At 67.8% G+C, this 23,956-nt stretch carries 23 protein-coding genes; 6 read left to right on the top strand and 17 right to left on the bottom strand.

What is annotated here, in order from left to right:
- Positions 1-30 precede the first annotated feature (30 nt).
- Positions 31-1,053 (bottom strand): aquaporin, encoded by a 1,023-nt coding sequence (locus tag QF050_RS11870; RefSeq protein ID WP_308930601.1) that lies wholly within the window; start codon positions 1,051-1,053, stop codon positions 31-33.
- Between the two features lie 212 nt (positions 1,054-1,265).
- Here QF050_RS11870 and QF050_RS11865 point away from each other — a divergent pair, with 212 nt between their 5' ends.
- Positions 1,266-2,351 (top strand): ADP-ribosylglycohydrolase family protein, encoded by a 1,086-nt coding sequence (locus QF050_RS11865; RefSeq protein WP_308930600.1) that lies wholly within the window; start codon positions 1,266-1,268, stop codon positions 2,349-2,351.
- Here QF050_RS11865 and QF050_RS11860 read toward each other — a convergent pair.
- Both QF050_RS11860 and QF050_RS11855 read right to left on the bottom strand, forming a co-directional pair.
- On the bottom strand, positions 2,332-2,811 hold the full coding sequence (locus QF050_RS11860) for a DUF4395 domain-containing protein (RefSeq protein WP_308930599.1): 480 nt from the start codon (positions 2,809-2,811) through the stop codon (positions 2,332-2,334). The genes QF050_RS11865 and QF050_RS11860 overlap by 20 nt on opposite strands.
- A 79-nt stretch (positions 2,812-2,890) precedes the next feature.
- Complete coding sequence (locus QF050_RS11855) at positions 2,891-3,913, bottom strand: exonuclease domain-containing protein (protein ID WP_308930598.1); 1,023 nt, start codon at positions 3,911-3,913, stop codon at positions 2,891-2,893.
- A 137-nt stretch (positions 3,914-4,050) separates the two neighbouring features.
- On the opposite strand from QF050_RS11855, the gene QF050_RS11850 reads away from it, so the two are divergent.
- Entirely contained in the window at positions 4,051-4,791 is a 741-nt protein-coding gene (locus QF050_RS11850) for a VTT domain-containing protein (RefSeq protein ID WP_308932157.1), read from the top strand.
- 77 nt (positions 4,792-4,868) lie between these two features.
- Here QF050_RS11850 and rdgB read toward each other — a convergent pair whose 3' ends face one another.
- The 6 genes from rdgB to clpS form a co-directional block, all read right to left on the bottom strand.
- Entirely contained in the window at positions 4,869-5,516 is a 648-nt protein-coding gene (gene rdgB / locus QF050_RS11845) for an RdgB/HAM1 family non-canonical purine NTP pyrophosphatase (RefSeq protein WP_308930597.1), read from the bottom strand.
- Entirely contained in the window at positions 5,513-6,271 is a 759-nt protein-coding gene (rph, locus tag QF050_RS11840) for a ribonuclease PH (protein WP_308930596.1), read from the bottom strand. Before rph ends, rdgB begins: the two co-directional genes overlap by 4 nt.
- Positions 6,272-6,299: 28 nt before the next feature.
- Complete coding sequence (locus tag QF050_RS11835) at positions 6,300-7,097, bottom strand: MBL fold metallo-hydrolase (protein ID WP_308930595.1); 798 nt, start codon at positions 7,095-7,097, stop codon at positions 6,300-6,302.
- Entirely contained in the window at positions 7,094-8,104 is a 1,011-nt protein-coding gene (gene murI, locus QF050_RS11830) for a glutamate racemase (RefSeq protein WP_374121565.1), read from the bottom strand. Before murI ends, QF050_RS11835 begins: the two co-directional genes overlap by 4 nt.
- A 123-nt stretch (positions 8,105-8,227) precedes the next feature.
- On the bottom strand, positions 8,228-8,794 hold the full coding sequence (locus QF050_RS11825; protein WP_308930593.1) for a DUF2017 domain-containing protein: 567 nt from the start codon (positions 8,792-8,794) through the stop codon (positions 8,228-8,230).
- Entirely contained in the window at positions 8,787-9,170 is a 384-nt protein-coding gene (clpS, locus tag QF050_RS11820; RefSeq protein ID WP_308930592.1) for an ATP-dependent Clp protease adapter ClpS, read from the bottom strand. The genes QF050_RS11825 and clpS overlap by 8 nt, the downstream gene beginning before the upstream one ends.
- A 38-nt stretch (positions 9,171-9,208) precedes the next feature.
- On the opposite strand from clpS, the gene QF050_RS11815 reads away from it, so the two are divergent.
- The gene (locus tag QF050_RS11815) at positions 9,209-10,537 is read left to right on the top strand and encodes a nicotinate phosphoribosyltransferase (protein ID WP_308930591.1); all 1,329 of its coding nucleotides are present in this window, start codon (positions 9,209-9,211) and stop codon (positions 10,535-10,537) included.
- A 9-nt stretch (positions 10,538-10,546) separates the two neighbouring features.
- Positions 10,547-11,179, top strand: coding sequence for an isochorismatase family protein (locus QF050_RS11810; RefSeq protein ID WP_308930590.1), 633 nt, complete (start codon positions 10,547-10,549; stop codon positions 11,177-11,179).
- 3 nt (positions 11,180-11,182) lie between these two features.
- Here the strand turns inward: QF050_RS11810 and QF050_RS11805 are convergent, their stop codons facing one another.
- The 5 genes from QF050_RS11805 to QF050_RS11785 form a co-directional block, all read right to left on the bottom strand.
- Positions 11,183-12,961: a DEAD/DEAH box helicase gene (locus QF050_RS11805; protein WP_308930589.1), complete on the bottom strand. Its 1,779-nt coding sequence runs from the start codon at positions 12,959-12,961 to the stop codon at positions 11,183-11,185.
- Positions 12,961-13,299: a DUF3039 domain-containing protein gene (locus QF050_RS11800; RefSeq protein WP_110541018.1), complete on the bottom strand. Its 339-nt coding sequence runs from the start codon at positions 13,297-13,299 to the stop codon at positions 12,961-12,963. The genes QF050_RS11805 and QF050_RS11800 overlap by 1 nt, the downstream gene beginning before the upstream one ends.
- A 110-nt stretch (positions 13,300-13,409) precedes the next feature.
- Positions 13,410-14,189, bottom strand: a complete 780-nt coding sequence (gene nagB, locus QF050_RS11795; RefSeq protein ID WP_308930588.1) for a glucosamine-6-phosphate deaminase — start codon at positions 14,187-14,189, stop codon at positions 13,410-13,412.
- Between the two features lie 21 nt (positions 14,190-14,210).
- Positions 14,211-15,782, bottom strand: coding sequence for a transporter (locus QF050_RS11790; RefSeq protein WP_308930587.1), 1,572 nt, complete (start codon positions 15,780-15,782; stop codon positions 14,211-14,213).
- Positions 15,764-16,558, bottom strand: coding sequence for an ABC transporter ATP-binding protein (locus QF050_RS11785; RefSeq protein ID WP_308930586.1), 795 nt, complete (start codon positions 16,556-16,558; stop codon positions 15,764-15,766). Before QF050_RS11785 ends, QF050_RS11790 begins: the two co-directional genes overlap by 19 nt.
- Positions 16,559-16,610: 52 nt before the next feature.
- On the opposite strand from QF050_RS11785, the gene QF050_RS11780 reads away from it, so the two are divergent.
- On the top strand, positions 16,611-18,488 hold the full coding sequence (locus QF050_RS11780; RefSeq protein WP_308930585.1) for a Na+/H+ antiporter: 1,878 nt from the start codon (positions 16,611-16,613) through the stop codon (positions 18,486-18,488).
- An 80-nt stretch (positions 18,489-18,568) separates the two neighbouring features.
- Here the strand turns inward: QF050_RS11780 and QF050_RS11775 are convergent, their stop codons facing one another.
- From QF050_RS11775 to QF050_RS11765, 3 genes are read right to left on the bottom strand one after another with little or no spacing between them, the layout of a single operon-like run.
- Positions 18,569-19,666, bottom strand: a complete 1,098-nt coding sequence (locus tag QF050_RS11775) for an NADH:flavin oxidoreductase/NADH oxidase (RefSeq protein ID WP_308930584.1) — start codon at positions 19,664-19,666, stop codon at positions 18,569-18,571.
- A complete protein-coding gene (locus tag QF050_RS11770; protein ID WP_308930583.1) occupies positions 19,666-20,670 on the bottom strand; it encodes a tetratricopeptide repeat protein in 1,005 nt (334 codons plus the stop codon). The genes QF050_RS11775 and QF050_RS11770 overlap by 1 nt, the downstream gene beginning before the upstream one ends.
- A 52-nt stretch (positions 20,671-20,722) precedes the next feature.
- A complete protein-coding gene (locus QF050_RS11765; RefSeq protein WP_308932156.1) occupies positions 20,723-22,375 on the bottom strand; it encodes a hypothetical protein in 1,653 nt (550 codons plus the stop codon).
- A 234-nt stretch (positions 22,376-22,609) separates the two neighbouring features.
- Between QF050_RS11765 and QF050_RS11760 the strand changes: the two genes are divergently transcribed.
- Positions 22,610-23,929, top strand: a complete 1,320-nt coding sequence (locus QF050_RS11760) for an AI-2E family transporter (RefSeq protein ID WP_308930582.1) — start codon at positions 22,610-22,612, stop codon at positions 23,927-23,929.
- Positions 23,930-23,956: the final 27 nt, after the last annotated feature.

Genomic DNA, 23,956 nt, shown 5'->3' with positions numbered 1-23,956 from the left:
AGTGGAGGAAACCGCCGCGGCGCGGACAGCTCAGGATCGCTTGCCCTCGAAAAACTCCTGGGCCTCATTGACGTTGCGCGCCTGCTTGTCCGGTGCGGCGGTGCGGGCCGCGGGGAGGTGCGGCTCCGCCCCCGAAGCCTCGCCGCCGTCGTCGTCCCCGGCCGGAACTGACGAATCCCCGGCATCCGGGCCGGCGCCCCCGGTAGCTTCCGCGCTTGCGGCGTCTTGGTCGTGCGCAGCGGCGCCCGCCACTGCAGTGCCCTCCGTGGAGTCAGCCGTGTCTGAAATCCGGAACACCAGCCCCGCGATGGCCGCGCCGGCCAGCGGAGCCACGAGGAAGACCCACAGCTGTCCCAGGGCCGAGCCGGAGCTGAAGACGGCCGAGGCGAGGGCCCGAGCGGGGTTGAACGGCAGGTTGCCGACAGACTGGCCCACCTGGAGCAAGGCTGCGAAGGACAGGCCCACGGCAACGGCCGCCACCGTCCGGCTGTTGCCGTCCCCGCCGGCGCTGCCCCGCAGGCCGTTGTCGCGGCCGGCGGCGCCCAGGAAGATGGCCACGATGATCGCGGCTCCCAGCAGTTCCAGGAGCACCACTGCGGCGAGGGGCGCCTGGATGATGGAGTGTTCGCCGAAGCCGGCGGACACCGTATCGAAGGCGGTCCGGCTGTCGGGAATGCTGGGCAGGGTGCGCAGGATGCCGAACAGGGCAAGGGCACCCCCCAAGGCTCCCACGACCTGTGCGGCGGCGTACGCTGCTGCCGCTCCCGCCCGGATCCGTCCGGCGAGGAGGTGGCCCAGGGTGATTGCCGGGTTGAAGTGGCCACCGGAAATATGTCCGAAGGCGAGCATGGCGGCCGTGATGGCGAGGCCGGCAGCCAGGGCGGCAGGCACCGGGCTGGACTGCGGAATGCTGAACAGCGGTACGCCCAGCCCGGCAACCGCCAGGAAGAGGCTGCCAAAAGCCTCTGCTGCGAGGCGGGGCAGCAGGCCGCGACGGGCGGAATCCGTGCCGCCGGGCTGCAGTGCGTCGCGGGCTGGGACAGGGGTGCTCATGGTGGGACCTTTGCTCGTCGGGTGCTCTGGTGGGTTCCGGAGCCGCCCCGGCCGGCAGGTGCGGCAAGTGCGGCGCCAGGGAACCCGAGCAGTATTCCAGCCCAGGCTGGGCGTTTGCTGGACAACTGCTGTCCGCACCCGCCGGCTGCGCCCTGCCCTGCAGGCGGCGGCCTCAACCGTTCGCAGCGGGTCTGGACGGTAAATTTGTCTTCATGAGCATTGATCACGGCACTCCCACACCCACTCCCAAGTCCCGGATCCATGGCTCCCTGCTGGGCGGCGCGCTGGGAGATGCGCTGGGCTACGCCGTGGAGTTCGATTCCATCGACGAGATCCGCCGGCGTTTCGGCGCACGCGGCCTGACAGGCTTTGAAGACCTCTCCGGCCCCTGCCACTTCTCCGACGACACACAATTGACCCTGTACACCGTGGATGGCCTGGTGGAGGCGCTGGAGTGGGCCAACTCCGGTGTGGGCGCGGACGTCAACGCGTGCGTATGGCTGGCCTACCTGCGCTGGCTGGCCACCCAGGGTGCGGATGCCGGGCCGTCCGCACCAGCGCCCCAGCCCCGCTGGATCGACGGCAATGAGGTGCTGCGGCAGCGGCGGCATCCGGAGCAGGACTGCATCAGCGGCCTGGCCACCGGTGAGATGGGAACCTCGGTGCGGCCCGTCAACCCGGACTCGAAAGGTGCCGGTACGGTGATGCGCTCGACGCCGTTCGGGCTGATCCCGCACATCTCGCCCGAGGCCGCCTACAAGTTGAGTTCCGATGCCGCGTCACTGACGCACGGCCACCCGGCGGCACGCCAAAGCTCTGGTGTCTTCAGCCTCCTGATCCACCGGCTGGTCGCCGGAGAGGACCTGCGGGAAGCCGCCGCCGCCGTCATCGCCCACGCGGGCACCATGCCGCACGTGGCACCGGAGCTGCCCGAGCGGCTTGAGGCGGCCCTGCGGCTGGCAGACAAGGCGGTTGTTCCGCCCGAGGAGCTGGTCCAGGCGCTCGGCGACGGCTGGTTCGCGGAGGAGGCATTCGCCCTGGCGCTCTACGCCGTTCTCGCCACGCTTCCGGCAGACGGCGCACCTGTGCTGCCGGAACAGCATTTCCGGGACGCCGTCGCCGTGGCGGTGAACCACAGCGGCGGCAGCGACACCGCCGGATCCCTGGCCGGCAACATCCTGGGCGCCTGGTACGGGGAGGACTGCCTGCCCGCCCCGTGGCTGGCTGCCCTGGAAGGCCCGGAGGTGATCCGCGGGATGGCGGATCAGCTGGTGGGGGTCACGACCGGCGAAGGCTGATGTTGTTGCACGCCTCGCAGACGTCCTCGGGAATCACTCCGCGGCGCTGCAGGAACCCGAAAATCGTGCAGCCCAGGCAGAAACCGGCGAAGGCTTCAAGCGATGCCGCCACCACCAGGATCCCCAGCAGCAGCCATGCTCCCGGGCCCATGCCGGACGCGAACAGCAGCAGGGCGGCGGTGGACACGGCGGCGCCGATGCCCTGGGCAAAGCGCTTTGGCGGCCCGGGAACGAGCTTCACCTTTCCCAGCCGCGGGGTGATGACCTTCACGGAGAGGACCGCCAACGGTGAGATCCGCGGGCCGAAGAGCAGCCGGAGCCAGAACCCGACGGCGATGGCCACCAGCCCCCACACGGAACCTGTCAGGGCGGTGACCACCGCGAGCAGGACCACCAGGGCTGCGGTGGTGCGGGCCGCGTACTCGTTGACGGGGTTGGGGAACGCGAACAAGGAGCTCATCCCGCAAGGCTAGGAAGGTCCGGCCCTGCGGCCAAGCTTTGTTGCGTCAGATGAACGCCCGCATGCCAGCGCTACTGATTCAGGCGATGACGGCCGGCGCGAACGAGACGTCCGCACTGCCCACCATCTGCAGGAACTCGCCCTCGGACAACACCTCGATGGCCTGTCCGCGCTCATGGAGTTCCAGGACGCGCCGCGCCTTTCCGGTGAGCCGCCCCGAGCGCAGGTCCGAGGCCACGAAGCCGTCCCCCACCACCAGGACGGTGGTGCGGCCGGTCACCCGGCTTTCAGTGCGGGCACCGTGGTGGGCCGAGCGGAGCTTGGCATCCGGGCGGCCGATGGAAAGCTGTCCGGTGAAAACGACCGTCTGGCCATACAACGGATGGCCGGGCTCGGCGTCGATGTTTGGTTCAGGATTCAGCCCCTCCTCAGGCCAGCCGGACTGGAACCGCCGTACCAGCGCCGCGCCGTTGCCGGAAGCGCCGGACATCGCCGCCAGGCTGGGCTTCGACAGTTCACCGGTGGCAGGATCGAAGGCCTGCTGGCGCGGCATGGCCAGGCCCAGGGAGAGATACAGTTCGGCGATGCTGTTTACACCGTTTCGCGCGGCGATATCGATGAGGATGCCGGCGCAGGCGCGGGCATCCTCTGCGGCGTCGTGGTGGTTCACCAAAGGCACGCCGGCTTCCTCCGCGGCAAAAGGCAGCGAGTTTGAGACCAGGGAGTAGCAGCGGCGCGACAACATGACCGTGCAGACGTAGTCGTAGGCCGGACCGGGAAGCCCTGAGACTTCCAGCGCCGAGCGGATCACCCCAAGGTCGAAGGCGGCGTTGTGCGCGGCCAGCACGTCCTCGCCGATGAAGGCCCCGATTTCCGGGAACAGCTCACCGAAACGCGGCTGCACCGCCACGTCGGCAGGGGTGATTCCGTGGATCCGCACATTGTGGTGGTCAAAGTGGTCGAAGCCGGCCGGCGGCCGCATCAGCCAGGAGGCCTCCGCGACAATCTTCCCGCCCCTTACCTTCGTCAGGCCCACGGAGCACGGAGAGCCCCGGAAGCCGTTGGCTGTTTCGAAGTCGATCGCCGTAAAGTCCAAACCCACGGCCCCTACCTTACCGCCGCAGGGTGCCCCGGCCCGGGAGGGACAGGGCCGTCAAGTACGCTTGAGGGGTGAACTTTCCTGTGAATAACCACCTCGCTGTGTCCCTGTTGGGCGGTGCGGGCCCGGTGCAGCCGGCAATGGCCTCCTTCCTGCCCGACTGGCTGAACCCCCAGGTCTTCCTTGCCGATCCGGCGCTCGCCCCATGGGTGGTCCTGCTGGTGTGCGGCATCATCTTCGCGGAGACCGGCCTGCTGGTGGGATTCTTCCTTCCGGGTGACTCCATGCTGTTCACTGCAGGCCTGCTGGTGGCCACCGACACCATCAAGTTCAACATCTGGCTCCTGGCCCTGCTGATCGTGGTCTCCGCCATCATCGGCAACCAAGCGGGCTACCTGATCGGTTCCAAAGCGGGCCCCGCCATCTTCAACAAGCCCGACTCCAAACTGTTCAAACGCGAGAACGTCGAAAGCGCACACGCCTTCTTTGAGAAGCACGGCGGCAAGGCGCTCATCCTGGCTCGTTTCGTTCCCATCATCCGGACGTTTGTCCCCGTGATCGTCGGCGTGGCGCAGATGAGCAGGCGCAAGTTCTTCGTTTACAACGTCATCGGGGCGGTGCTCTGGGGCGGCGGGGTGACCCTGCTCGGTTTCCTGCTGGGCGACACCGTTCCGTGGGTCCGGGACAACCTGGACATCATCTTCATCGCCATCGTGCTGGTCTCGGTGGTGCCCATCGGCATCGAACTCCTGCGCGGCATGTCCGCGAAGCGCCAGGCCCAGGCCTACGGCACCGACGCCGTCGACGAATACATCGAAGAGCACGAACCGGAGCAGGAGCAGAAGACTCCGCGCAAACTCCCCGGCGGCCGGCAGGAGTAGGCAGGCCACACAGGCGAAAGAGGTGCGCACCCCGCCGGGGTGCGCACCTCTTCTGTTATGCCGGCCTGCCGCTTCCTTCAGCCTGCCGCTTCCAAGGCTGCCACGATGGAGGGAAGCAGGGCGCGGAATGCCTTGCCGCGGTGGCTGATGGCGTTCTTTTCCTCGGCGGACAGCTCGGCGCAGCTGCGGTTCCCGCCGGCCGGCTGCAGCACAGGATCGTAGCCGAAGCCGCCGGCGCCCCGGGGTTCGCGCAGGAGGACGCCCTCCAGCTGGCCGTACTCCACTACCTCGCGGCCCGGGCCGGCCGTGCCGGCGGGGACCGCCAGGGCTGCCGCGCAGACAAACGCTGCGCCGCGATGCTCGTCGGGAACGTCCGAAAGCTGGTTCAGCAGCAGTTCCAGGTTGGCGGCGTCGTCGCCGTGCCGTCCCGCCCACCGGGCGGAGAAGATGCCCGGCGCCCCGCCCATGACGTCCACGGCAAGCCCGGAGTCGTCGGCAATGGCCACCAGGCCGGTTGCCCCGGCCACCGCCCGCGCCTTCAGCAGCGAGTTCTCGGCGAAGGTCACGCCGGTTTCGACGACGTCCGGCGCACCCGCCGCCGCCGCGTCCACCACCTGGGTGTCGACGTCGAGCCCGGGCACCTGCCCGCGCAGCAGTTCACGGAGTTCGCGCAGTTTCCCTTTGTTGTGCGTGGCGAGCACGAGCCTTGGTGAGGGTGTGCTCACAGGGTGTCCGCCAGGGTCTCCCGCTGGATGGCAGCGAGCTGGGCGGTGCCCAGCAGGGCAAGGTCGAGAAGCTGGTTCAGCTCCTCCCGGTCGAACGGGGCGCCCTCGGCAGTGCCCTGCACCTCGACGAACTTGCCGGAGCCGGTGACCACAACGTTCATATCCGTCTCGGCCCGCACGTCCTCGACGTAGGGCAGGTCCAGCATGGGAACGCCGTCGATGATGCCCACGGAGACGGCCGCGATGGTGTCCACAAGGGGCTGGGCGTTTTTGGCGATGAGCTTGGTGTCGCGGGCGAACCGGATGGCGTCGGCCAGAGCCACGTAGGCGCCGGTGATCGCCGCGGTGCGTGTCCCGCCGTCGGCCTGGAGGACGTCACAGTCCAGCACGATGGTGTTTTCGCCCAGCGCCTTGGTGTCGATGATGGAGCGCAGCGAACGCCCGATCAGGCGCGAGATCTCGTGCGTGCGGCCGCCGATCTTGCCCTTGACCGATTCCCGGTCCGAGCGCGTGTTGGTGGCGCGGGGCAGCATGGCGTACTCGGCGGTGACCCAGCCGCGGCCCTCGCCCTTGAGCCAGCGCGGGACGCCGGCAGTCAGGGAGGCCGTGCACAGCACCCGGGTGTTGCCGAACTCGATCAGCGCCGATCCCTCAGCCTGGTTGGACCATCCGCGGGTGATGCTGATGGGCCGGAGCTGGTCGGGGGCACGGCCGTCGGCGCGCACAATGGGCACTGCAGTTGCTTCAGATGTCATGCCTTTAGCTTATCCAGTGCCACTGGTGCTAGATGGTGTAGTGGACACCGGCAACGGCCACGGCCACGTCGCCGGGAAACACCGGACGTGCCTCGGCCATGACGGTGGTGGGGGACGTCCAGACCGGAATGTGGGTCAGCAGGAGCCGGCGCGCCCCCGCGAGCGCCGCGGTCTCCCCCGCCCGTTTTCCGGTCAGGTGGACGTCCTTGATGCCGTCGTCGCGGCCTTCCTCGAAGGCTGCCTCGCACAGGAACAGGTCTGCGTCCTTGGCGGCTTCCTCAAGCCCGGCGCAGGAATCGGTGTCACCGGAATACGTCAGGGTCCGGGTTACGGGGACGCCGTCCTTGCCGGGTTCCACCACCTCCACCCGCAGGGCGTAGGCCTCCTCGATGGGGTGGTTGACGGCGAAGGGCGTGACCGTAAACGGCCCAACGGTCACGGCTTCGCGTTCGGTCCAGTTGCTGAAGTCGAATTCCTCGTGCATGCCGGGGTCCGGGTCCAGTCCGTAGGCGGTGGCCATCCGGTTGGCCGTCGCGGCCGGGCCCCAGACCGGGATGCGGCCGCGGCCCCAGCCACCGGGTTTCCAGCGGATGGCGACGTGCAGGCCGCACAGGTCCATGCAGTGGTCCGGGTGCAGGTGGGTGAGGAAAATCGCGTCGATGTCCTCCAGGTCGGTGTAGCGCTGGATGGCGCCCAGCGCACCGCTGCCGAGGTCCATCACCACCTTCCACGTGCGGTCGCCATCGGTGGCGGTCAGCAGGTAGCACGACGCCGGGGAGCCGGGCCCGGGGAACGAGCCCGTACACCCCACAATGGTCAGCTTCACGGGCGGGGTCCTCCGGTTCGGCCGGCGTCGGCGAATCCGCCGCCCACGAAGTTGGAGATCCTGGGGCGCCCGCCCGCTGCCTGCGCAGCGGCGATCATCTCGGGAGTGATGCGGGCCAGGCTGCCGGTGGGGTATTGCGCGGCAACGTGGTCCACGTGCCGGACCGAGAGGACCTCGGGCCCTAGGAACCTGCGGGCGAGCGCCTCAAACTGCCCGGCGTCACCGGTGGCCACGAAGTGGTGCTCGGGCGGGGTTGCGGAGGGGCGTTGCAGGTTGTGGGTTGCCAGCGCACGGTAGACGTCCTTGGCTGTTTCCTCGGCGCTGGAAACCAGGGTGACGTCCCCGCCCATCACGTAGGAGATGACGCCGGTCAGCAACGGGTAGTGTGTGCAGCCCAGAACCACCGTGTCCACCCCTGCGGCTTTGAGGGGAGCAAGGTATTCTTCCGCGACGGCCAGCAGTGCCGGCCCCGTGGTGATGCCGGCTTCGACGTAGCTGACGAATTCGGGGCATGCCACGGAGGTGATTTCCAGGTCCGGAGCTGCGGCGAAGGTGTCCTCGTAGGCGCGCGAACCCACCGTGGCGGAGGTACCGATCACGCCGACTTTTCCGCTGCGGGTGGCGGCGACGGCGCGCCGCACGGCAGGCTGGATGACCTCGATGACGGGAATGCCGTATTTGGCGGTGTACCGCTCGCGGGCATCCCGGAGGACCGCGGCCGACGCCGAGTTGCAGGCAATGGTGAGCAGCTTGACGCCGGAGTCCACCAGTTCGTCCATGACGCCCAGGGCGTTGGCCCGCACCTCGGCGATGGGCAGCGGCCCGTACGGCCCGTGCGCGGTGTCCCCGACATAAAGAATTGATTCGTTGGGCAGCTGGTCGATGATGGAGCGGGCCACCGTGAGCCCGCCAACACCGGAATCGAAGATGCCGATGGGCCGGGTTTCCGGGGCGGCCGCCGGTCGGTCACCGATGGCGGCAGGCTGCGCTTCCAACGGCGGGTCCATGCTCGAGGCTGTTGTCATGATTATTCGAGGATAGGTCTTCCCTGAAGGCTCAGCCATCATCTTGTGGCCAGCGACTCATGTCGAATGTGTCACAACCAACGGACTCCCCGGGACCGCCACAGCTCACCGGCGGGTTTCCATCGACTGCAGCATGGCCTGGACCACGGACTCCTGCAGCCAGGTGGTGAAGTTGTAGACGAGCGCCAGGTAGCTTTCCACATCCTCGGCCTGGGACCAGTCCTGCATGCGGTGGACGTGCTCGGCGTCGGCCTCGTCCCGGATGTCCAGCCTCTCTGCCAGGACAAGCCGCACATCGTTCAGTGCCATGGACCAGTGCTTGGCACCCTCGGGTGTCAGGACGATCTCGTCCTTGTCCAGGTCCAAAGCCGCCGCGCGCAGCGCCCCGATTTTTGTTTCCCGCAGCGAGCGCTCGGTGAGCTGCCGGAACTCAAGGGACGCGGCGTCGTCGTTCTTCGTAACGTTGGGGAGGAGCCGCTTGACGGCGCGGTCCGTGGGTTCGGCAACGTCCATGTCCAGGCCAATGAGGGCAGCCAGCGGATCCTGGCCGTCCCGGTCCTCCGGTTCGAGCATGGAGATGACGTCGTCGATGAGGCTGCGCAGCAGGTCCCGTTCGGCAGGTTCCAGGAAACCGGTGATGCCCTTGAGCCCGTATTTGAATGCCTTAGCCACGCTTCCCCTTACCCTGGCCCGGACCGCCGGACTTCCCGGCCTTGCTGCCCTGGCCGCCGCTGGCCTTTTCCACCGTGGCCCACAGCCCGAACCCGTGCATGGCCACGGCGTGGCGTTCCACCTGTTCCTTGCTGCCTGCGGCAACGATGGACCGGCCCTTTTTGTGGACCTCCATCATGAGCTTGTTGGCTTTGGTCTCGGAGTAGCCAAAATAGCTTTGGAAGACGTAGCTGACGTAACTCATGAGATTGACGGGATCGTTCCAGATCACCAGGTTCCAGGGGATGTCCGGCGCGGTGAGGGAGTCGGTGGACTCCGCAGTGCCGGTCCGGACGCCCTCCCGTGTATCGGGGCCGGGCGCAACGCTTATGGTCATCTGTCCATTCTATGGGGCTGGCTACTAGAGTGACTTTCGTGAGCACCTCCGCCGGCTGGGACCATCCCCGCACGTCCTTTTACACCGACCACTACGAGCTGACCATGCTGCAGGCATCCCTCCATTCGGGGGCGGCGCACCGCAAGTCTGTGTTCGAGGCATTCGCGCGGCGGCTGCCGGACGGCCGGCGCTACGGCATCGTTGCGGGCACGGGACGCCTGCTGGAGGGCATCGCAAGCTTCCGGTTCGGCGAGGCCGAGCTGGATTTCCTGGAACGTACCCGGGTGGTTAATCAGGAGACGCTGGAGTACCTGGCCAACTACAGGTTCTCCGGGGACATCTGGGGCTACGCCGAGGGCGAAGCCTACTTCCCCAACTCCCCCATCCTGATCGTCGAGGCCTCGTTCGCGGAGGCCTGCATGCTGGAGACCTACCTGCTGTCCGTCCTGAACCACGACAGCGCGATTGCCTCCGCCGCGTCCCGGATGGTCAGCGCGGCCGGCGGCAGGCCCTGCATCGAAATGGGTTCGCGCCGGACGCACGAGGAAGCCGCAGCGTCCGCCGCCCGGGCTGCGGTGATCGCCGGCTTTGACAGCACCTCCAACCTGGAAGCGGGCGCACGCTACGGCATCCGCACGGTGGGTACGGCCGCGCACTCGTTCACGCTGCTGCACGATACCGAGCGCGAGGCTTTCGAGGCCCAGATTGCTTCGCTGGGCGAGGGTACGTCCCTGCTGGTGGACACCTACGACGTCGAAAAGGCCGTCCGCACGGCCGTGGACCTGGCAGGGTCCCGGCTGGGCGCCGTCCGGCTGGACTCGGGCGACCTGGTGGCCCAGGCGCAGTGGGTGCGCCGGCTGCTGGACGACCTCGGCAACGAGCACACGAAAATCGTGGTCACGTCCGACCTCGATGAGTACGCCATCGCGGCGCTGCAGTCCGCTCCCGTTGATTCCTACGGGGTGGGGACCTCGCTGGTGACCGGCTCCGGGGCCCCCACCGCCAGCATGGTCTACAAACTGGTCAGCCGGACAGACGATGCCGGAAACTTCGTGTCCGTGGCCAAGGCGGCCAAGAACAAGGCCAGCGTGGGCGGGCGGAAATACGCGCTGCGGAAACTGGACGAGCGCGGCACCGCCACCGCCGAGGTGGTGGGGGTGGGCCACCGGCCCGAGGATGACGGCAACGACCGGCCGCTGCTGCAGCAGTTCATGAAGAACGGCGAGCTGCTGCCGGGATGGACCGGGCACGAAGGCGTGGTCCGCGCACGGCAGCGCCACGCCGACTCCATGGCGGAACTGCCTCCAGTGGTGAACCGCCTGCAGCGGGGCGAGCCCGCCATCCCCACTCTCTATGAAGACCACTGAGGAGCACTGATGTCCCGCGCAATGATCATCGTCGATGTCCAGAACGACTTCTGCGAGGGCGGCTCGCTGGCCGTTGAGGGCGGTGCGGCCGTGGCCGGCGCCATCAGCGAGTACCTGGACGCCCACCACGGCGAATTCGACCATGTGGTGGCCACCCAGGACTGGCACATCAATCCCGGCAGCCACTTCTCCGAGACGCCAGATTTCAAGGACAGCTGGCCCCGGCATTGCGTCGCCGGCACCCGCGGCGCCGAGCTTCACCCGGACCTGGACACCGAATACATCGACGCGTACTTCCGGAAGGGCCAGTTCGCGGCCGCCTATTCCGGGTTCGAGGGGCTGCTGGCGCCCGAGGATGCCGTTCCCACCGGGGAGCGCCAGGCCGGCGGAATGTCCGGCCCCGCGGGCGGGCCCGGTGTCGACGAGGACGCGATTGGCCTGGACGACTGGCTGCAGAGCCACGACGTCGAGGACGTGGTGATAGTGGGCATCGCCACCGACTACTGCGTGAAGGCCACCGCGCTCGACGCCGTCCAGGCAGGCTACGGCGTCACCGTGGTGCGGTCGCTGACGGCAGGGATTGCCGATGACCTCGAAGACGCGGCAGCCGAAATGGAACTGGGCGGCGTCGATTTCGCCTGAGCCCTATTTGCGGCCGATGAACCAGTCCTGAAGCTTCCGCAGCCTGGACTGCAACTGCTCCTCGTTGGCCTGCGCCACCGGGGGGCCGCCGCATACGGTGCGCAGCTTGGTGTGGACCACGCCGTGCGGCGTGCCTGTCCGGGCCGCCCAGGCGGCCACATTCTTGGCCAGCTCATTGCGCAGGTCCATCAGCATCCGGTGGTCCGGTACGGCCGGAACCTGGCTTTCGGCGGCAGGGGCCTTACGGTTCTTCCGGTTCAGTTGCTCGTGCTGGCGCTGGCGCAGGAGGGTCCCCACCTGCTCAGCGTCCAGCAGGCCGGGGATCCCCAGGAAGTCCATTTCGTCGTCGGACCCTACCTCGCCGCCGGTGCCAAACTCGCCGCCGTCGAACAGGACGCGGTCGAAGGAAGCCTGCGAGTCCAGTGCCTCGAATTTGCCCTTGGTGAGGCTGTCGGAGGCTTTGTCCTCCCGGTTGGCCTCCTCCATCAGCGAATCTTCCGGGTTGAAGAGGCCGTCACCGTCCTCTTTTTCGGGCCGGTCCAGCGCGTGGTCGCGTTCCATTTCCATGGAGTTGGCCAGGGCCATCAGCTGCGGCACGGAGGGCAGGAACACCGACGCCGTTTCACCCCTCTTGCGGGCACGCACGAAGCGTCCCACGGCCTGGGCAAAGAACAACGGAGTGGAGGTGGACGTCGCGTAGACACCTACGGAGAGCCGGGGCACGTCCACGCCTTCGGACACCATGCGGACGGCAACCATCCAGCGTTTCTCGCCAGCGGAAAATTCCTCGATCTTGCTGGAAGCCTTGGCGTCGTCGGACAGGATGACGGTGGGTGATTCACCGGTGATTTTCTTCAGCTGCCCGGCGTAGGCGCGTGCATCCTCGTGGTCCGTGGCGATCACCAGGCCGCCGGCGTCCGGGACGGTGCGCCGGACCTCGCTGAGCCGTTTGTCCGCGCCGGCCAGGACGGCAGGGATCCACTCGCCTGCCGGGTTCAGTGCGGTCCGCCAGGCGTGGCTGGTGATGTCCTTGGTCACTGCCGCCTCACCGAGCGAGGCGGCCATCTCTTCGCCCGCGCTGGTGCGCCAGCGCATTTGGCCGGAGTAGGCCATGAACATCACAGGCCGGACCACATGGTCCCGCAGGGCGTTGCCGTAACCGTAGGTGTAGTCCGCCTTGGAACGGCGGATGCCGTCGCGGTCCTCCGCGTACTCCACGAACGGGATAGGTGAGGTGTCGGAGCGGAAGGGAGTACCGGTCAGGGACAGCCGCCGGACGGCAGGATCGAACGCCTCGCGCAGGCCATCGCCCCAGGACAGGGCTTCGCCGCCGTGGTGGATCTCGTCGAGGATCACCAGCGTCCGGGCGGCCTCGGTCTTGGCGCGGTGCAGCATGGGCTTGCTGGCCACCTGCGCGTACGTCACGGCGACCCCGATGAACCCGCGCCCGTGCTGGCCGTCGGAGTTCTTGAAGTTGGGATCAATGGCGATGCCCACCTTGGCGGCGGCGTCGGCCCACTGCCGCTTCAGGTGGTCCGTGGGCGCCACGATGGTCACCCGGTTCACGGCGCCGGAATCGATCAGCGTCGAGGCGATCCGGAGTGCGAAGGTGGTCTTACCGGCACCTGGCGTTGCCACCGCGAGGAAGTCGCGGGGACTGTTCGCCAGGTAGAGATCGAGGGCTTGCTGCTGCCAGGCACGGAGTTTGGGAGCGGTTCCCCAGGCTGCACGTTCCGGATAAGCCGGAGGCAGGGTAGGGCCGCCAAAGAGCGTCTCCGTCACTACTTGTTGTTGCCCGAGTCTCCCGGACCCTTCCCGCCGTCGTTGCCCGGCCGGAGGCCCTCGTAGACTTCCTTGCACTCCGGGCACACCGGGAACTTCTGCGGGTCCCGGCCCGGGGTCCAGACCTTGCCGCACAGCGCGATGACGGGCTCGCCTGTCATCGCCGACTCCATGATCTTTTCCTTGCGCACGTAGTGGGCAAAACGCTCCCGGTCGCCCGGTTCCACCTCTTGGCGCAGCTCCTCGCGTTCGATGGTGGCTGTGGACGTTCCAGCCCCGGAAAGCTCGCGCATCGGGTCGTTTTCGAGAGGGTCCGTCATGCTAGTCATGGCATCCATCTTAGCCGTTCCGGCGGCCTGGCGTTCGACGGCGGCACGCCCGCGCCGGGGTACGGCACCGGCCGTCGTCGTCCCCTTTTAGCCATGCAAGGCATGGCACAGTACGCGGGCTACAGCCCCTGCCAGCCGGGCTTGTTCTCATAGGTGTGGCGGTAGAAATCCGCCAGTTTCAGGGCGGACGCGGCGGCCTCGTCCAGCAGGATCGTGGCATGCGGATGGAACTGCAGGATGGACGCCGGACAGATGGCCGCCACCGGTCCTTCCACGAAGTCGCGGACAGCTTTGGCCTTTTGCGCCCCGGTGGCGAGGAGGATCACATGCCGTGCGGCCATGATGGTGCCCAGGCCCTGGGTGAGTACGTGGTGCGGGACGTCGGCGAGGCTGTTGAAGAACCTGGCGTTGTCCCGGCGTGTCTGTTCGATCAGGCTCTTGATCCGGGTCCGTGAGGCGAAGGACGAGCCCGGTTCGTTGAAACCGATATGGCCGTCAGTTCCCACCCCCAGCAGTTGCAGGTCCACTCCGCCGGCCGCGGCGATGGCGTGCTCATAGGCATCGCAGGCCGCCGGAATGTCCTGGGCGGTTCCATCCGGCCCGTGGACGTTGTCCGGCGCGATGTTCACCCGGCTGGTGAATTCGCGGCGGATCACCTCGCGGTAGGACTCCGGGTGGCCGGCCGGCAGGCCCACGTACTCATCCAGCGCGAACCCGGAGGCGCTGCTGAAATCCAGGCCCTGCTGGTGCCGGGCAGCGAGTTCGTCATAGACCGGCAACGGTGAGGACCCGGTGGCCAGCCCAAGCACCGCACCGGGTTTGCGCCGGACCAGTTTCTCGATCGCATCGGCCGCGAGTTTTCCAACCTGGCTGCTGCCGCCGAGGATGACGATTTCCATGCTCTTCCCTCCCGGGGTTTGTCAGCGGTTGACGGAAACTTGCGCCAGCAGTTCCGGGCCCCGGACGTCAAGCCATTTGCCGCCAAGGCGGACACCGGCCGCGAAGAGGCCCAGGCCCAGGAGGATGCCAACAGCCAGGTTGATCCACCCGAACAAGGCACTGCCCGTAACAGTTTGCGCCACCAGCAGGGCTGCCTCGGGGAGCACCAGGACCAGCAGGACCAGCATGCCCACGAACTGCACGGCCAGGGTCTGCCCGACGTTCCCGGGCGGTTTCTTGAACGGGCTGTCGCCGGGCAGCGGAACCGTGACCGTGTACCGGGCCGATACCACCGAGGACAAGCCGAGGCCGCTGAAGAGGATCCCCAGGCTGAGCCCCAACTGGCCGGGCAACGCGACCCATTCGCGGGTCAGCGCGGCAGCCCCCACCGCGAACACCAGGACCACCGGCAGGGCGAACGCCAGGCACGCAAGGGACCGGCCCAGCCTGTCCGCCACGCCGCGGACTCCGGTGGCCACGTGCAGGGCGAACGCGGTGTTGTCATAGGACACGTCAGCGGAGATGGACCAGGCAAGGATGAACGCCGAGACCGGGGCAAGGAAGGCCACTCCCCCGTAGTGTCCTGTCTGCGCACCCTGGAACAGCATGATCACGGGAAGCAGCGGGATCACCACGAGGGAACCCGAATACCGCGGGTCCCGGAGCCAGTAGGTGAGGGACCTCGCCATCACAGCGCCTGCCGGGGTGGGCGGAAGCACGCCGAGCAACCCCAGGCGGCCGCGTTTCCGTTTGCCTGCACCGGCATAGGGCGGGCTGACGAGCGCCCGCTCCAGCAGCAGCTTCCAGCACCAGGCCAGGCCGGCAAGGACCGCCACCGACACCAGCAGCTTCACGGCAGCCTCACCCGGCCGGCCGGCAGCGACGTCACCGCCAAGCGCCCACGGCGCGCCGAGCGGAGTCCAGGACAGGGTCCCGGCGAAATCGGGCAGGAATCCGGTGGAGGCAGAAATCCCGCGGCCGACGCCCGCCACGATGGGACCGAGCAGGACCAGGGGCACCATGAAGGCGATGGCGCTGATGTCCTTGAACCGCCGGGACGCGGCGAGGCCCGCTGTGGCGGTAGTGACAACCTTGGCCAGCACGACGCACGTCATCACGCCCAGGCACGCGCCCACGAGGGCCGCGAGTGCCGGCAGGACACCGCGGGACCAGGTGGCTACCGTGGCCAGGGCAACGAGGGTGGTGGCAAGGCCCGGGATGCCGATCAGGCCACCCAGGGCAAGGCCTGCCAGGAGCTGCTTCATGGGGATTGCATAAGTAGTGAAGCGGGCCGGATCCAGGGTCATGTCCGTGGCGGAGGCCACCACAGGTATGACGCCCCAGCCGAGTACGGCGGCGGAGCCGCCCAGGACCACGGCCGTGTGGGCGGTTCCGATGCCGGCGTTTCTGAGCAGGACGAGGGCGATGACGAGCATGGCCACCACGCCCAGCGCATAGAGCCCCGCGATGGCCATGCCCACCAGCTGCCACGGACTGCGGCGCAGTCCGTTGCGCAGCAGCGTGAGCTTGAGCCTCAGAAGGTGCGCAACCATTCCAGCCCTTCCGTGTGGCTGTGGCCGCCCACCAGTTGCACGAACCGGTCCTCGAGGGACGCCCCTGCCCGGACCTCATCCACCGTCCCTGCTGCCAGGAGCCGGCCGCGGGCCACCACGGCAACGTGGTCGCACATGCGCTGCACCAGGTCCATCACATGGCTGGACACGATGACGGTGCCTCCCGACGCCACATACCGGTCCAGGATGGAGCGGATATTCGCTGCGGAGATTGGGTCCACCGCTTCGAAGGGTTCGTCCAGGACCAGGACCCGCGGGGCGTGGATCATGGCGGAGGCAAGGGCGATTTTCTTGGTCATGCCGGCGGAGTAATCCACCACCAGGGTCCCGGCGTCCTGGGTCAGGTCCATTGCGGCGAGCAGCTCCCCCACCCGCGCAGCCACCACTGCCTTGTCCATGCCACGCAGCAACCCGGCGTAGGTAATGAGTTGCTCTCCGGTGAGCCGGTCAAAGAGCCGTACGCCGTCGGGCAGGATCCCCATCAGCCGCTTTGCCTCCAGCGGGTGCTGCCAGACGTCCACGCCATGGACCACCGCCGTGCCAAAGTCAGGACGCAACAGGCCCGTGGCCATGGACAGTGTGGTGGTCTTGCCCGCACCGTTGGGGCCCACGATGCCGAAGAATGAACCTGCCGGAACCTCCAGGCTGATGCCGTCCACCGCGATTTTTCCGCCGAACCTCTTGGCCAGCCCGCGGATGGAAAGGGCCGCAACGGGCACTGGATTCGACACCTGGTCGGGGATCGGAGCAGTCATGGTGCCAGCCTAGCCCGCGGAGCGGCGCTGAGCGGGGTGGGAGACTATCGTCATGGACATCGCGTTGGGCCTGCTGGTGATCGTTGCCGTGGTGTGCGCCGGCAGCGCCATCGGCCGCAGATTCAATATCCCCGTGCCGCTGCTGCTGATCCTGGCCGGAGTGGCGGGCTCGTTCCTGCCTTTCATTCCACCCGTTGAGCTGAACCCTGAACTGGTGCTGGTGGGCCTGCTGCCTCCCCTGCTGTACGCGGCCTCGTTCCGGACATCGCTGTTCGACTTCAGTTCGAACCGCCGTTCCATTGGCTTGTTGTCCGTGGGATACGTCATCTTCGGCACCGTGGCCGTCGGCTTGGTGGTGTGGTGGCTGTTTCCGGAGATCCCGCTGGCCGCAGCCATTGCCTTGGGCGCAGTGGTGGCACCCCCGGATGCCGTGGCCGCGACGGCGATCGCCCGGAAAGTGGGCATGCCCCGGCGGATCGTCAACATCCTCGAGGGTGAATCCCTGCTCAACGATGCCACGGCGCTGGTCTGCCTGCGCGCCGCCGTGGCTGCGATCGCGGGGTCCGTCTCGGCCCTGGATGTGGCAGGAGGCTTCGTATTGGCTGCCGGCGGCGGCCTGGTGGTGGGCCTCGCCGCAGCGTACGTCCTCACGGAAATCCGGAAGCGGATCAGCAACGTCGCCATTAACACCTCGGCGTCGCTGATGGCACCGTTCGTTGCGTTCCTCCCCGCCGAAGCCATTCACGCGTCCGGGGTGCTCGCCGTCGTCGTCACCGGCCTGGTCATGGGCACCAAAGCGCCATCCATGCCCAACGGCGCGGCGCGGCAAAGTGCCCGGAGCAACTGGGACACCGTGCAGTTCCTGCTGGAGAACTCTGTGTTCCTGCTCATCGGCCTGCAGGTACGGACCATCATCGACAGCGTCCAGGATGATTCGCTGGGTGCAGGCCGTGTGTGGCTCGGCTGCGCCGTGATACTGCTGGCCGTGCTGGTGCTGCGCCCCATCTGGGTCTTCCCCGCCACTTACCTGCCGCGTCTTATCCCTTCCGTGCGGCGGACCGATCCCGCACCGCCCTGGCAATTTCCCGCCATCGTGTCCTGGGCCGGCATGCGCGGCGTAGTCACCCTGGCAGCCGTCCTGACGCTGCCGGATGGTCTGGAGCACCGCAACGTGCTGGTCCTGGCGGCCATGGTGGTGGTGGCCGGTACCTTGGTGCTGCAGGGATTCACGCTGCCCGCCCTGGTCCGGGCCCTGGGCGTGCCCGGACCGGACAGGCGGGAGGATGCCTTGAACCAAGCCTCTCTGATGCAGCTGGCCACAGCCGCGGGGATGGAGCGGCTGGACGAATTGCGGCGCGAGAGCGATCCCCCGGAGGTCATGGACATGCTGCGGCGGCGGACGCAGGAGCGGGGCCTGGCAGCCTGGGAACGCCTGGGCCGGCCGGCGGCGGAGTCAGCCACGCCCAGCCAGCGCTACGCCCAGCTGCGGATGGCAATGCTGGAAGCTGAACGGGACAAGGTCCTGGAGCTGCGCCGCGGCGGCGACTTCGCCCATGAAGTCCTCAGCGAAGTCCTCGAACGGCTGGATATTGAAGAGTCCATGCTGGACACTTCCCTGAACGAGCTCGATTCCGCCACGGATTCCGGCGGCGGCGAGGGATTGGCCCAGCCAGGCGGCGTCTGCGACCACCTGACGGCGGCCATGCCGTCCCCGGTCCCCGGCAACCCGTCCTGCGCAGGCTGCGAACGGGAGGGGACAACACCGGTGCACTTGCGCATGTGCCTGGCGTGCGGGCAGGTGGGCTGCTGCGATTCGTCCGCGGGGCGGCACGCCAGCCGCCACTTCAAGGAAACCGGGCACCCGGTCATGCGGAGCATCGAACCCGGCGAACAGTGGCGTTGGTGCTACGTGGATGACCTGCTGGGCTGACCTGTGCAGGACCCGAGCTCGCGGTCAACGGAGGATGGCCCGTGGTGGCCCTGCCGGTTGTCCATTAACTCAGGCGGCCATCAGAAGGAGCGCCGTGGCACTGCGCGCTCGTACTGGGGCGGCCAGGGGATGTCGTAGCCGAGTTCGAAGGCCGCGCGCAGCCACCAGTGCGGGTCCCGGAGAGCCGCCCGGGCGATGAAGACACCATCCGCCTGTCCGGTGGAAATGGCGTGCTCCGCCTGGCCCGGGGTGGTCAGGAGTCCCACCGTGCCGGTGGCCACTCCGGCCTCTTGCCTGATGGCCGCAGAAAATCCGGTTTGGTAGCCAAGCCCCGGTTTGATCTGCTGGTGCGCCACTGCCCCGCCGCTGGAAACATCCACCAGGTCCACACCATGGGCGGCGGCTTCACGGGCCAGGCGGACCGAAGCCGCCTGGTCCACCCCGCCGGGCGCCCAGTCGGTGGCCGAGATCCGCAGCAGCAACGGCATGGAATCGGGGATGACGGCCCGGACGGCGTCGACCACCGCAATCGTCAGCCGGTTTCGTCCCGCTTCGTCACCGCCCCACTCGTCGTCGCGCTCGTTGATCAGCGGGCTCTGGAACTGGTGCAGGAGATAGCCGTGCGCTGCGTGGATCTCCACGGTGTCAAAGCCGGCGTCCACGGCGCGTACCGCGGCGGCGGCGAAGTCGGAAATGACGTCCCGGATTTGTTGGACGGTCATGGCGGCAGGGGCCGCGTAGCCCTCGAAGGCGGTTTCCGACGGGCCCACGGTCGCCCAGCCGCCCTCAGGTTCCGGAACGCTGCCGTGCTTGCCCGAGAACGGCCAATACGTGGAGGCCTTCCGGCCGGCGTGGGCCAGCTGGACGCCGATCTTGGCATCGGCGGCGCCGTTCCGGTGGACGAAGGAGGTGATCCGCTGCCAGGCCCCGGCCTGCGCGTCGTTGTACAAGCCTGCGTCGCGGGGGCTGATCCGGCCCTCGGCGTTGACGGCCGCCGCCTCCGTGAGGATCAGCGCCGCGCCACCGGTGGCAAAGCCGCCCAGGTGCACCAGGTGCCAGTCGTTTGGAACCCCCGGACCGTCGTCGGGATCGCAGCTGTACTGGCACATGGGCGAAACCCACCCCCGGTGCTGCAGCTCCAGCGACCTCAACGTCAGCGGCTGGAACAGGGCGGGCACTAGAACAGCACCCGTGCGAGCGCCTGGCGCGCCTTGGCCACGCGCTCGTCTCCCGCGCCCACCACGTCGAACAGTTCCAGGAGCCGGACGCGCACTGTTTCCCGCTCCGGGCCGAAGTTCCTGCCGATGAACGCCACCAGGCGGTTCAGGGCATCCTCCACGTGGCCCCCCGCCACGTCCAGGTCCGCAACGGCAAGCTGGGTGTCAAGGTTGTCCGGTTCGTTCGCCGCCCGGGCGCGGAGCGCCTCGCTGTCCTGGGCGGACAACGGTTGCAGCCGGCCCATCAGTTCCACCTGCGCGAGCCCGGCCTTGGCGTCGTGGTCCGCTGGCATTTCCCGCAATGCCTGGCGGTAGGCCTCAGCGGCGGCGGCGTAGTCGCCGGCTTCAATGGCGTCGAAGGCGGCCTGGTGCAGCGGCGGCAGCGGCGCGGGTTCCTGTTCGCCGGCCGGTCCGCCGTCGAGGCTTCCGGTCACCCCGTTCGCGGCGGCGACTTTAAGGAGCTCGTCGAACAGGCTGCGCACCTGCTGTTCGTCCGCTGCGCCCTGGAAGAGCGGCACGGGCTGCCCCTTGAGGACGGCGACGGCGGTGGGGACCGCCTGCACCTGGAAGGCCTGGGCAAGCTGCGGGAAGGCTTCGATGTCCGCGGCGCCCAGGACCAGGCGGCCGCCAAAGGAGGCCACCACGCGTTCAAGGGTCTCCAGCATCCTGCCGGACTCCGGTGAATACGACGCCCACAAGGCGAACACCACGGGAACCTGGGCGGAGAGTTCCACCAGTTGCTGGAAGTTCGCTTCGGTGACGTTGACCGTAAGCTCCGGACCGCCTTCCGGTGCCCCCTGGCCAGGCGCCGGCGCAGGGCTCGAAGAGGCTGCCGCCGGTCCGGCAGGTGCCACGGGGCCGGCGGGAGCTGCGGGCCGCTTCAGTGCGGAAAGGTCGACGGCGCCGCGCAGGTTAAGCAGGTTGGCAGCGGCAGGAGGGACTGGGCGGGAAGCTGGCGAACTCATGTTTCCCACTCTAGCCACTCCGGCCGCTGCCGGTGGTAATACAGTCAGGGTCCTACTTGAAGCTGGCCCCCACCAGGCCGCGGGTGGCGGCAACGAGCTTCATCGGGTCCGTCGATCCGGCGGGCGGCACGTAGACGGCCATGGATTCAGCGAAGCTCAAGACCATGCCGGTGGTGGTTTCCTTGCCGCCGGCAAGGGCCGCGGCGTCGTCACCGATACTGAGCTTGTCACCGGCAGCCTTGGGGGTGCCTTCGAAGCCGAAATTGATCCGGCCAAGGACGAGTGCTCCGCCGTCAGAGGTACGGAATACCACGGTGCTTTCCGGTACCACCTTGTGGGTGAACGAGAAATTGCCGTTCTCGCCGGCCTTCACCACCTCGGCCTGGTAGGACAAGGTGTCAGCGATGTACGGCGAGGACGAACCCTCCACCAGTTTGTCCTTGAAAGGCGAGTCCGCGGAGGTGAGCCTGTCGGCCAGGCCGGACATGGCTTCCTCGCCGCTGTACAGCAGCCCGGACTTGTCCGATGGCGCCAGGGTCTGCGTACCGCCGCGACCGAGGGTCGGGAGCGTCGTGCCCGGCTGCAGGGGGGTGGTCTCCGTCAGCTTGTAGTTCTCTCGAGGGGACTTCTGGACCAGCGTCAGGATTTGCGGGACCACGTTGCCGTCTCCCTGGGTCACGGCCAGCACCGACCGCGGCCAGTCACGGCCGCTGGTGATCACCGTGGTCAGCAGCTTGGTGGAGCGGACAGGCATGCGGGGCTCGTACGAACCAACCTGGGAGCGGATCTTGTAGTTCTGGGTCCGGACCTCCAGTTCGGGTCCGGCCACGCGGTCGCCAAGCTTCGCCGCATCCTTGGCAGCATCGCCGGCATCGGTCGCGCTGGAGACCTGCTCAAGGATTCTGCGGAATTGGGCTTCAAGCACAACCGGAGAGCCGGTTCCGTCCTTGGCCGCCGGTGACGACGCACTGCCTGAAGGCTGCGGGCTGGGGCTGGCCGCCTGGGCCGCGGTGCCGGATCCAGCCAGGACCACCGCCGCCACACCTGCGGCCACCATGGTGGCCTTGGTTGGGGACTGCGCCTGCGAACGGGCGCGGGCACGCCGGGCGTAGCCGCTGCCGCCGCCTTCGCCGTCCTTGGTCCGCGCGAACATCAAGCCCAGCACGATTCCGCCCACCACCAGCAATCCGCCGATGACCATCAGCGGAACCGCCCACGGGGTGGACGTATCGTTCTGGAAGGTCATGGACACCGAAGCGGGGGCCGCTTTGGTGCCGTCAGAGGCAAGCAGGAGGCTCCAGTCGCCGTCAGCAGGCGGGGTCCAGTTGTATTCCAGTTCGCCGCTGGCATTCTCGGTGGACACCCAGAGGTCCGAACCTGCCGGGTTGGGCGCCGTGGCGTCGCCGTCGGCATGCTCGACCTGGAGGGACTTGCCATCCCCGGAAACCCCGTTGATGGTGTTGTGGGCCGTTTGGCCGACCCAGGCGCTGACGTCATCGGGCCGGCCGGTTGCCAGCATGAAGTTGCCGTCGCCCTGGACCGAGATCTTGACGGTACTGCCGTGCAGTGTGCGCAGCTTCTGGTCAATGACAGTCAGCGGCGCCGCAGCGGCGTCTGCCGGGGCGGACGCCGTGAACGTCTCGGACGGAGCCCAGATGGTTCTCTGGCCGATACCGGCCAAAAGTGTCAGGAGGCCGAGCAGCACAAGTGCGGCTGCAGTCTTTAAACGCAAGGGAAACACCTATCATCAGCGGGGGTTTACCTTCAATAGTAACCTTTTTGTTACCACGGGCCCCGAATCCAGCATTCCGCCCGGCAGCCCGCGGGCCCGCCGCCGGCGCCTTCGGCGGTTGTTGACAAGCCTGCTGATAGTGTTTGCGATGATGATCACACCGGCCCGCGAAGGCGGTGCCACGCACGGAACAGGCCCCAAAAACCAGTGACTGACAAGACGGACCCGTCCTCCCCGGCCGCCGAAAATTCCGGTAATCCGGCCAGGCCTGTCCCGGCTCCGGCTCCGGCTCCGCAGGGCATGGCAGCGGCCCGACGCCGGGGCACCGCCGCGGCAGCTCTTGGCCAGGTTGTCCGCAGGCTCCGCCAGCCGTTGCCCGGCGCCCAGCCCAGGCTTCGATTCGAAATGCCGCCGGAGTACGGCGGCCACACTCCCGAGACGGAGTACGACGGCGAGGACGAGCCGCAGTTCGGGCATCCCGGGCCGCGCATGTCCCCCCAGCACCCGCTGTACATGGGGTTCATGGGAACGGTGGGCGTGGGCCTGGCGCTGCTGGTTTACTGGATTGGTTCCCACACCACGCAACTGTTGCTGTGGATTGTTGCCGCGCTGTTCATCGCCCTGGGCTTGGAACCCGTGGTGGGCTGGCTCGAGAACCGGAAGATCCCGCGGCCCGCCGGGATCCTTGTGTCCGTGGCCGTCCTGATGGGTGCCGTCGTCGGATTCTTCGCCACCCTGATCCCCACCATCGTTGAACAGGTGTCAGAGATCGTGCGCCAGGCGCCGGACTGGGTGCGCACCTTCATGGATTCGGATTTCTTCCGCAGCCTCGATGACCAGTTCGGGGTCAGGGACCGCATTACCGAGGAACTCAACAAGTTCGTTAACGACCCCGCCGCCATGGGTGGAATTTTCGGCGGCGTGGTCGGGTTCGGTTCAACCCTGGCCAACAGCCTGTTCGGCACGCTGATCGTGCTGGTACTGAGCCTGTACTTCCTGGCGGCCCTGCCGGCCATGAAGAAGTGGGGCTACCGCCTGGCGCCGCGGTCCCGCCGGAAGCGGGTGGCCGCCCTTTCGGAGGAAATCACCCGGTCGGTGGGCAACTATGTCATCGGCCAGGCCTGCGTCGCCCTGCTCAACGCCACCTTCGCGTTCATCGTGATGTCCATTGTTGGCGTACCGTTCGCACTGCTCCTGGCGTTCGTGGTGGTTTTGCTCGCCTTCATTCCCCTGGTGGGCGGCATGATCGCGGGCATCGTGGTGACCTTGGTGTCCCTCACGCAGGGCTGGCAGACGGCGGCGGTCTACGCGTTCTGCTACTTCGCCTACCTGCAGTTCGAGGCCTACTTCATCTCGCCGCGCATTATGCAGAAGGCAGTGGCGGTCCCGGGCGCCGTGGCGGTGATCTCGGTCATCGCCGGCGGCAGCCTGCTGGGCGTCCTGGGCGCCCTGATCGCGATCCCCACCGCGGCAGCCGTGCTGCTCCTGCTCCGGGAAATCTACATCGCACGCCAGGACCAGCACTAGGGAGGCCCGGCGCCGGGATCAACCCGG

Source organism: Arthrobacter sp. SLBN-112 (assembly GCF_030944625.1).
Classification (GTDB): Bacteria; Actinomycetota; Actinomycetes; order Actinomycetales; family Micrococcaceae; genus Arthrobacter.
The sequence above is the reverse complement of the archived record's forward strand: the minus strand, read 5'-3'. Positions and strand labels throughout refer to the sequence as shown.

Excerpts from the sequence above, each read along its gene's own strand:
- QF050_RS11860 (WP_308930599.1), bottom strand. The coding sequence starts at position 2,811 with ATGAGCTCCTTGTTCGCGTTCCCCAACCCCGTCAACGAGTACGCGGCC.
- QF050_RS11800 (WP_110541018.1), bottom strand. The coding sequence starts at position 13,299 with ATGGATGCCATGACTAGCATGACGGACCCTCTCGAAAACGACCCGATG.
- clpS (WP_308930592.1), bottom strand. The coding sequence starts at position 9,170 with ATGACCATAAGCGTTGCGCCCGGCCCCGATACACGGGAGGGCGTCCGG.
- QF050_RS11870 (WP_308930601.1), bottom strand. The coding sequence starts at position 1,053 with ATGAGCACCCCTGTCCCAGCCCGCGACGCACTGCAGCCCGGCGGCACG.
- QF050_RS11780 (WP_308930585.1), top strand. The coding sequence starts at position 16,611 with ATGGACATCGCGTTGGGCCTGCTGGTGATCGTTGCCGTGGTGTGCGCC.
- QF050_RS11790 (WP_308930587.1), bottom strand. The coding sequence starts at position 15,782 with ATGGTTGCGCACCTTCTGAGGCTCAAGCTCACGCTGCTGCGCAACGGA.
- QF050_RS11770 (WP_308930583.1), bottom strand. The coding sequence starts at position 20,670 with ATGAGTTCGCCAGCTTCCCGCCCAGTCCCTCCTGCCGCTGCCAACCTG.
- murI (WP_374121565.1), bottom strand. The coding sequence starts at position 8,104 with ATGGACCCGCCGTTGGAAGCGCAGCCTGCCGCCATCGGTGACCGACCG.
- QF050_RS11865 (WP_308930600.1), top strand. The coding sequence starts at position 1,266 with ATGAGCATTGATCACGGCACTCCCACACCCACTCCCAAGTCCCGGATC.
- rph (WP_308930596.1), bottom strand. The coding sequence starts at position 6,271 with ATGACATCTGAAGCAACTGCAGTGCCCATTGTGCGCGCCGACGGCCGT.
- QF050_RS11810 (WP_308930590.1), top strand. The coding sequence starts at position 10,547 with ATGTCCCGCGCAATGATCATCGTCGATGTCCAGAACGACTTCTGCGAG.
- QF050_RS11850 (WP_308932157.1), top strand. The coding sequence starts at position 4,051 with ATGGCCTCCTTCCTGCCCGACTGGCTGAACCCCCAGGTCTTCCTTGCC.
- nagB (WP_308930588.1), bottom strand. The coding sequence starts at position 14,189 with ATGGAAATCGTCATCCTCGGCGGCAGCAGCCAGGTTGGAAAACTCGCG.
- QF050_RS11785 (WP_308930586.1), bottom strand. The coding sequence starts at position 16,558 with ATGACTGCTCCGATCCCCGACCAGGTGTCGAATCCAGTGCCCGTTGCG.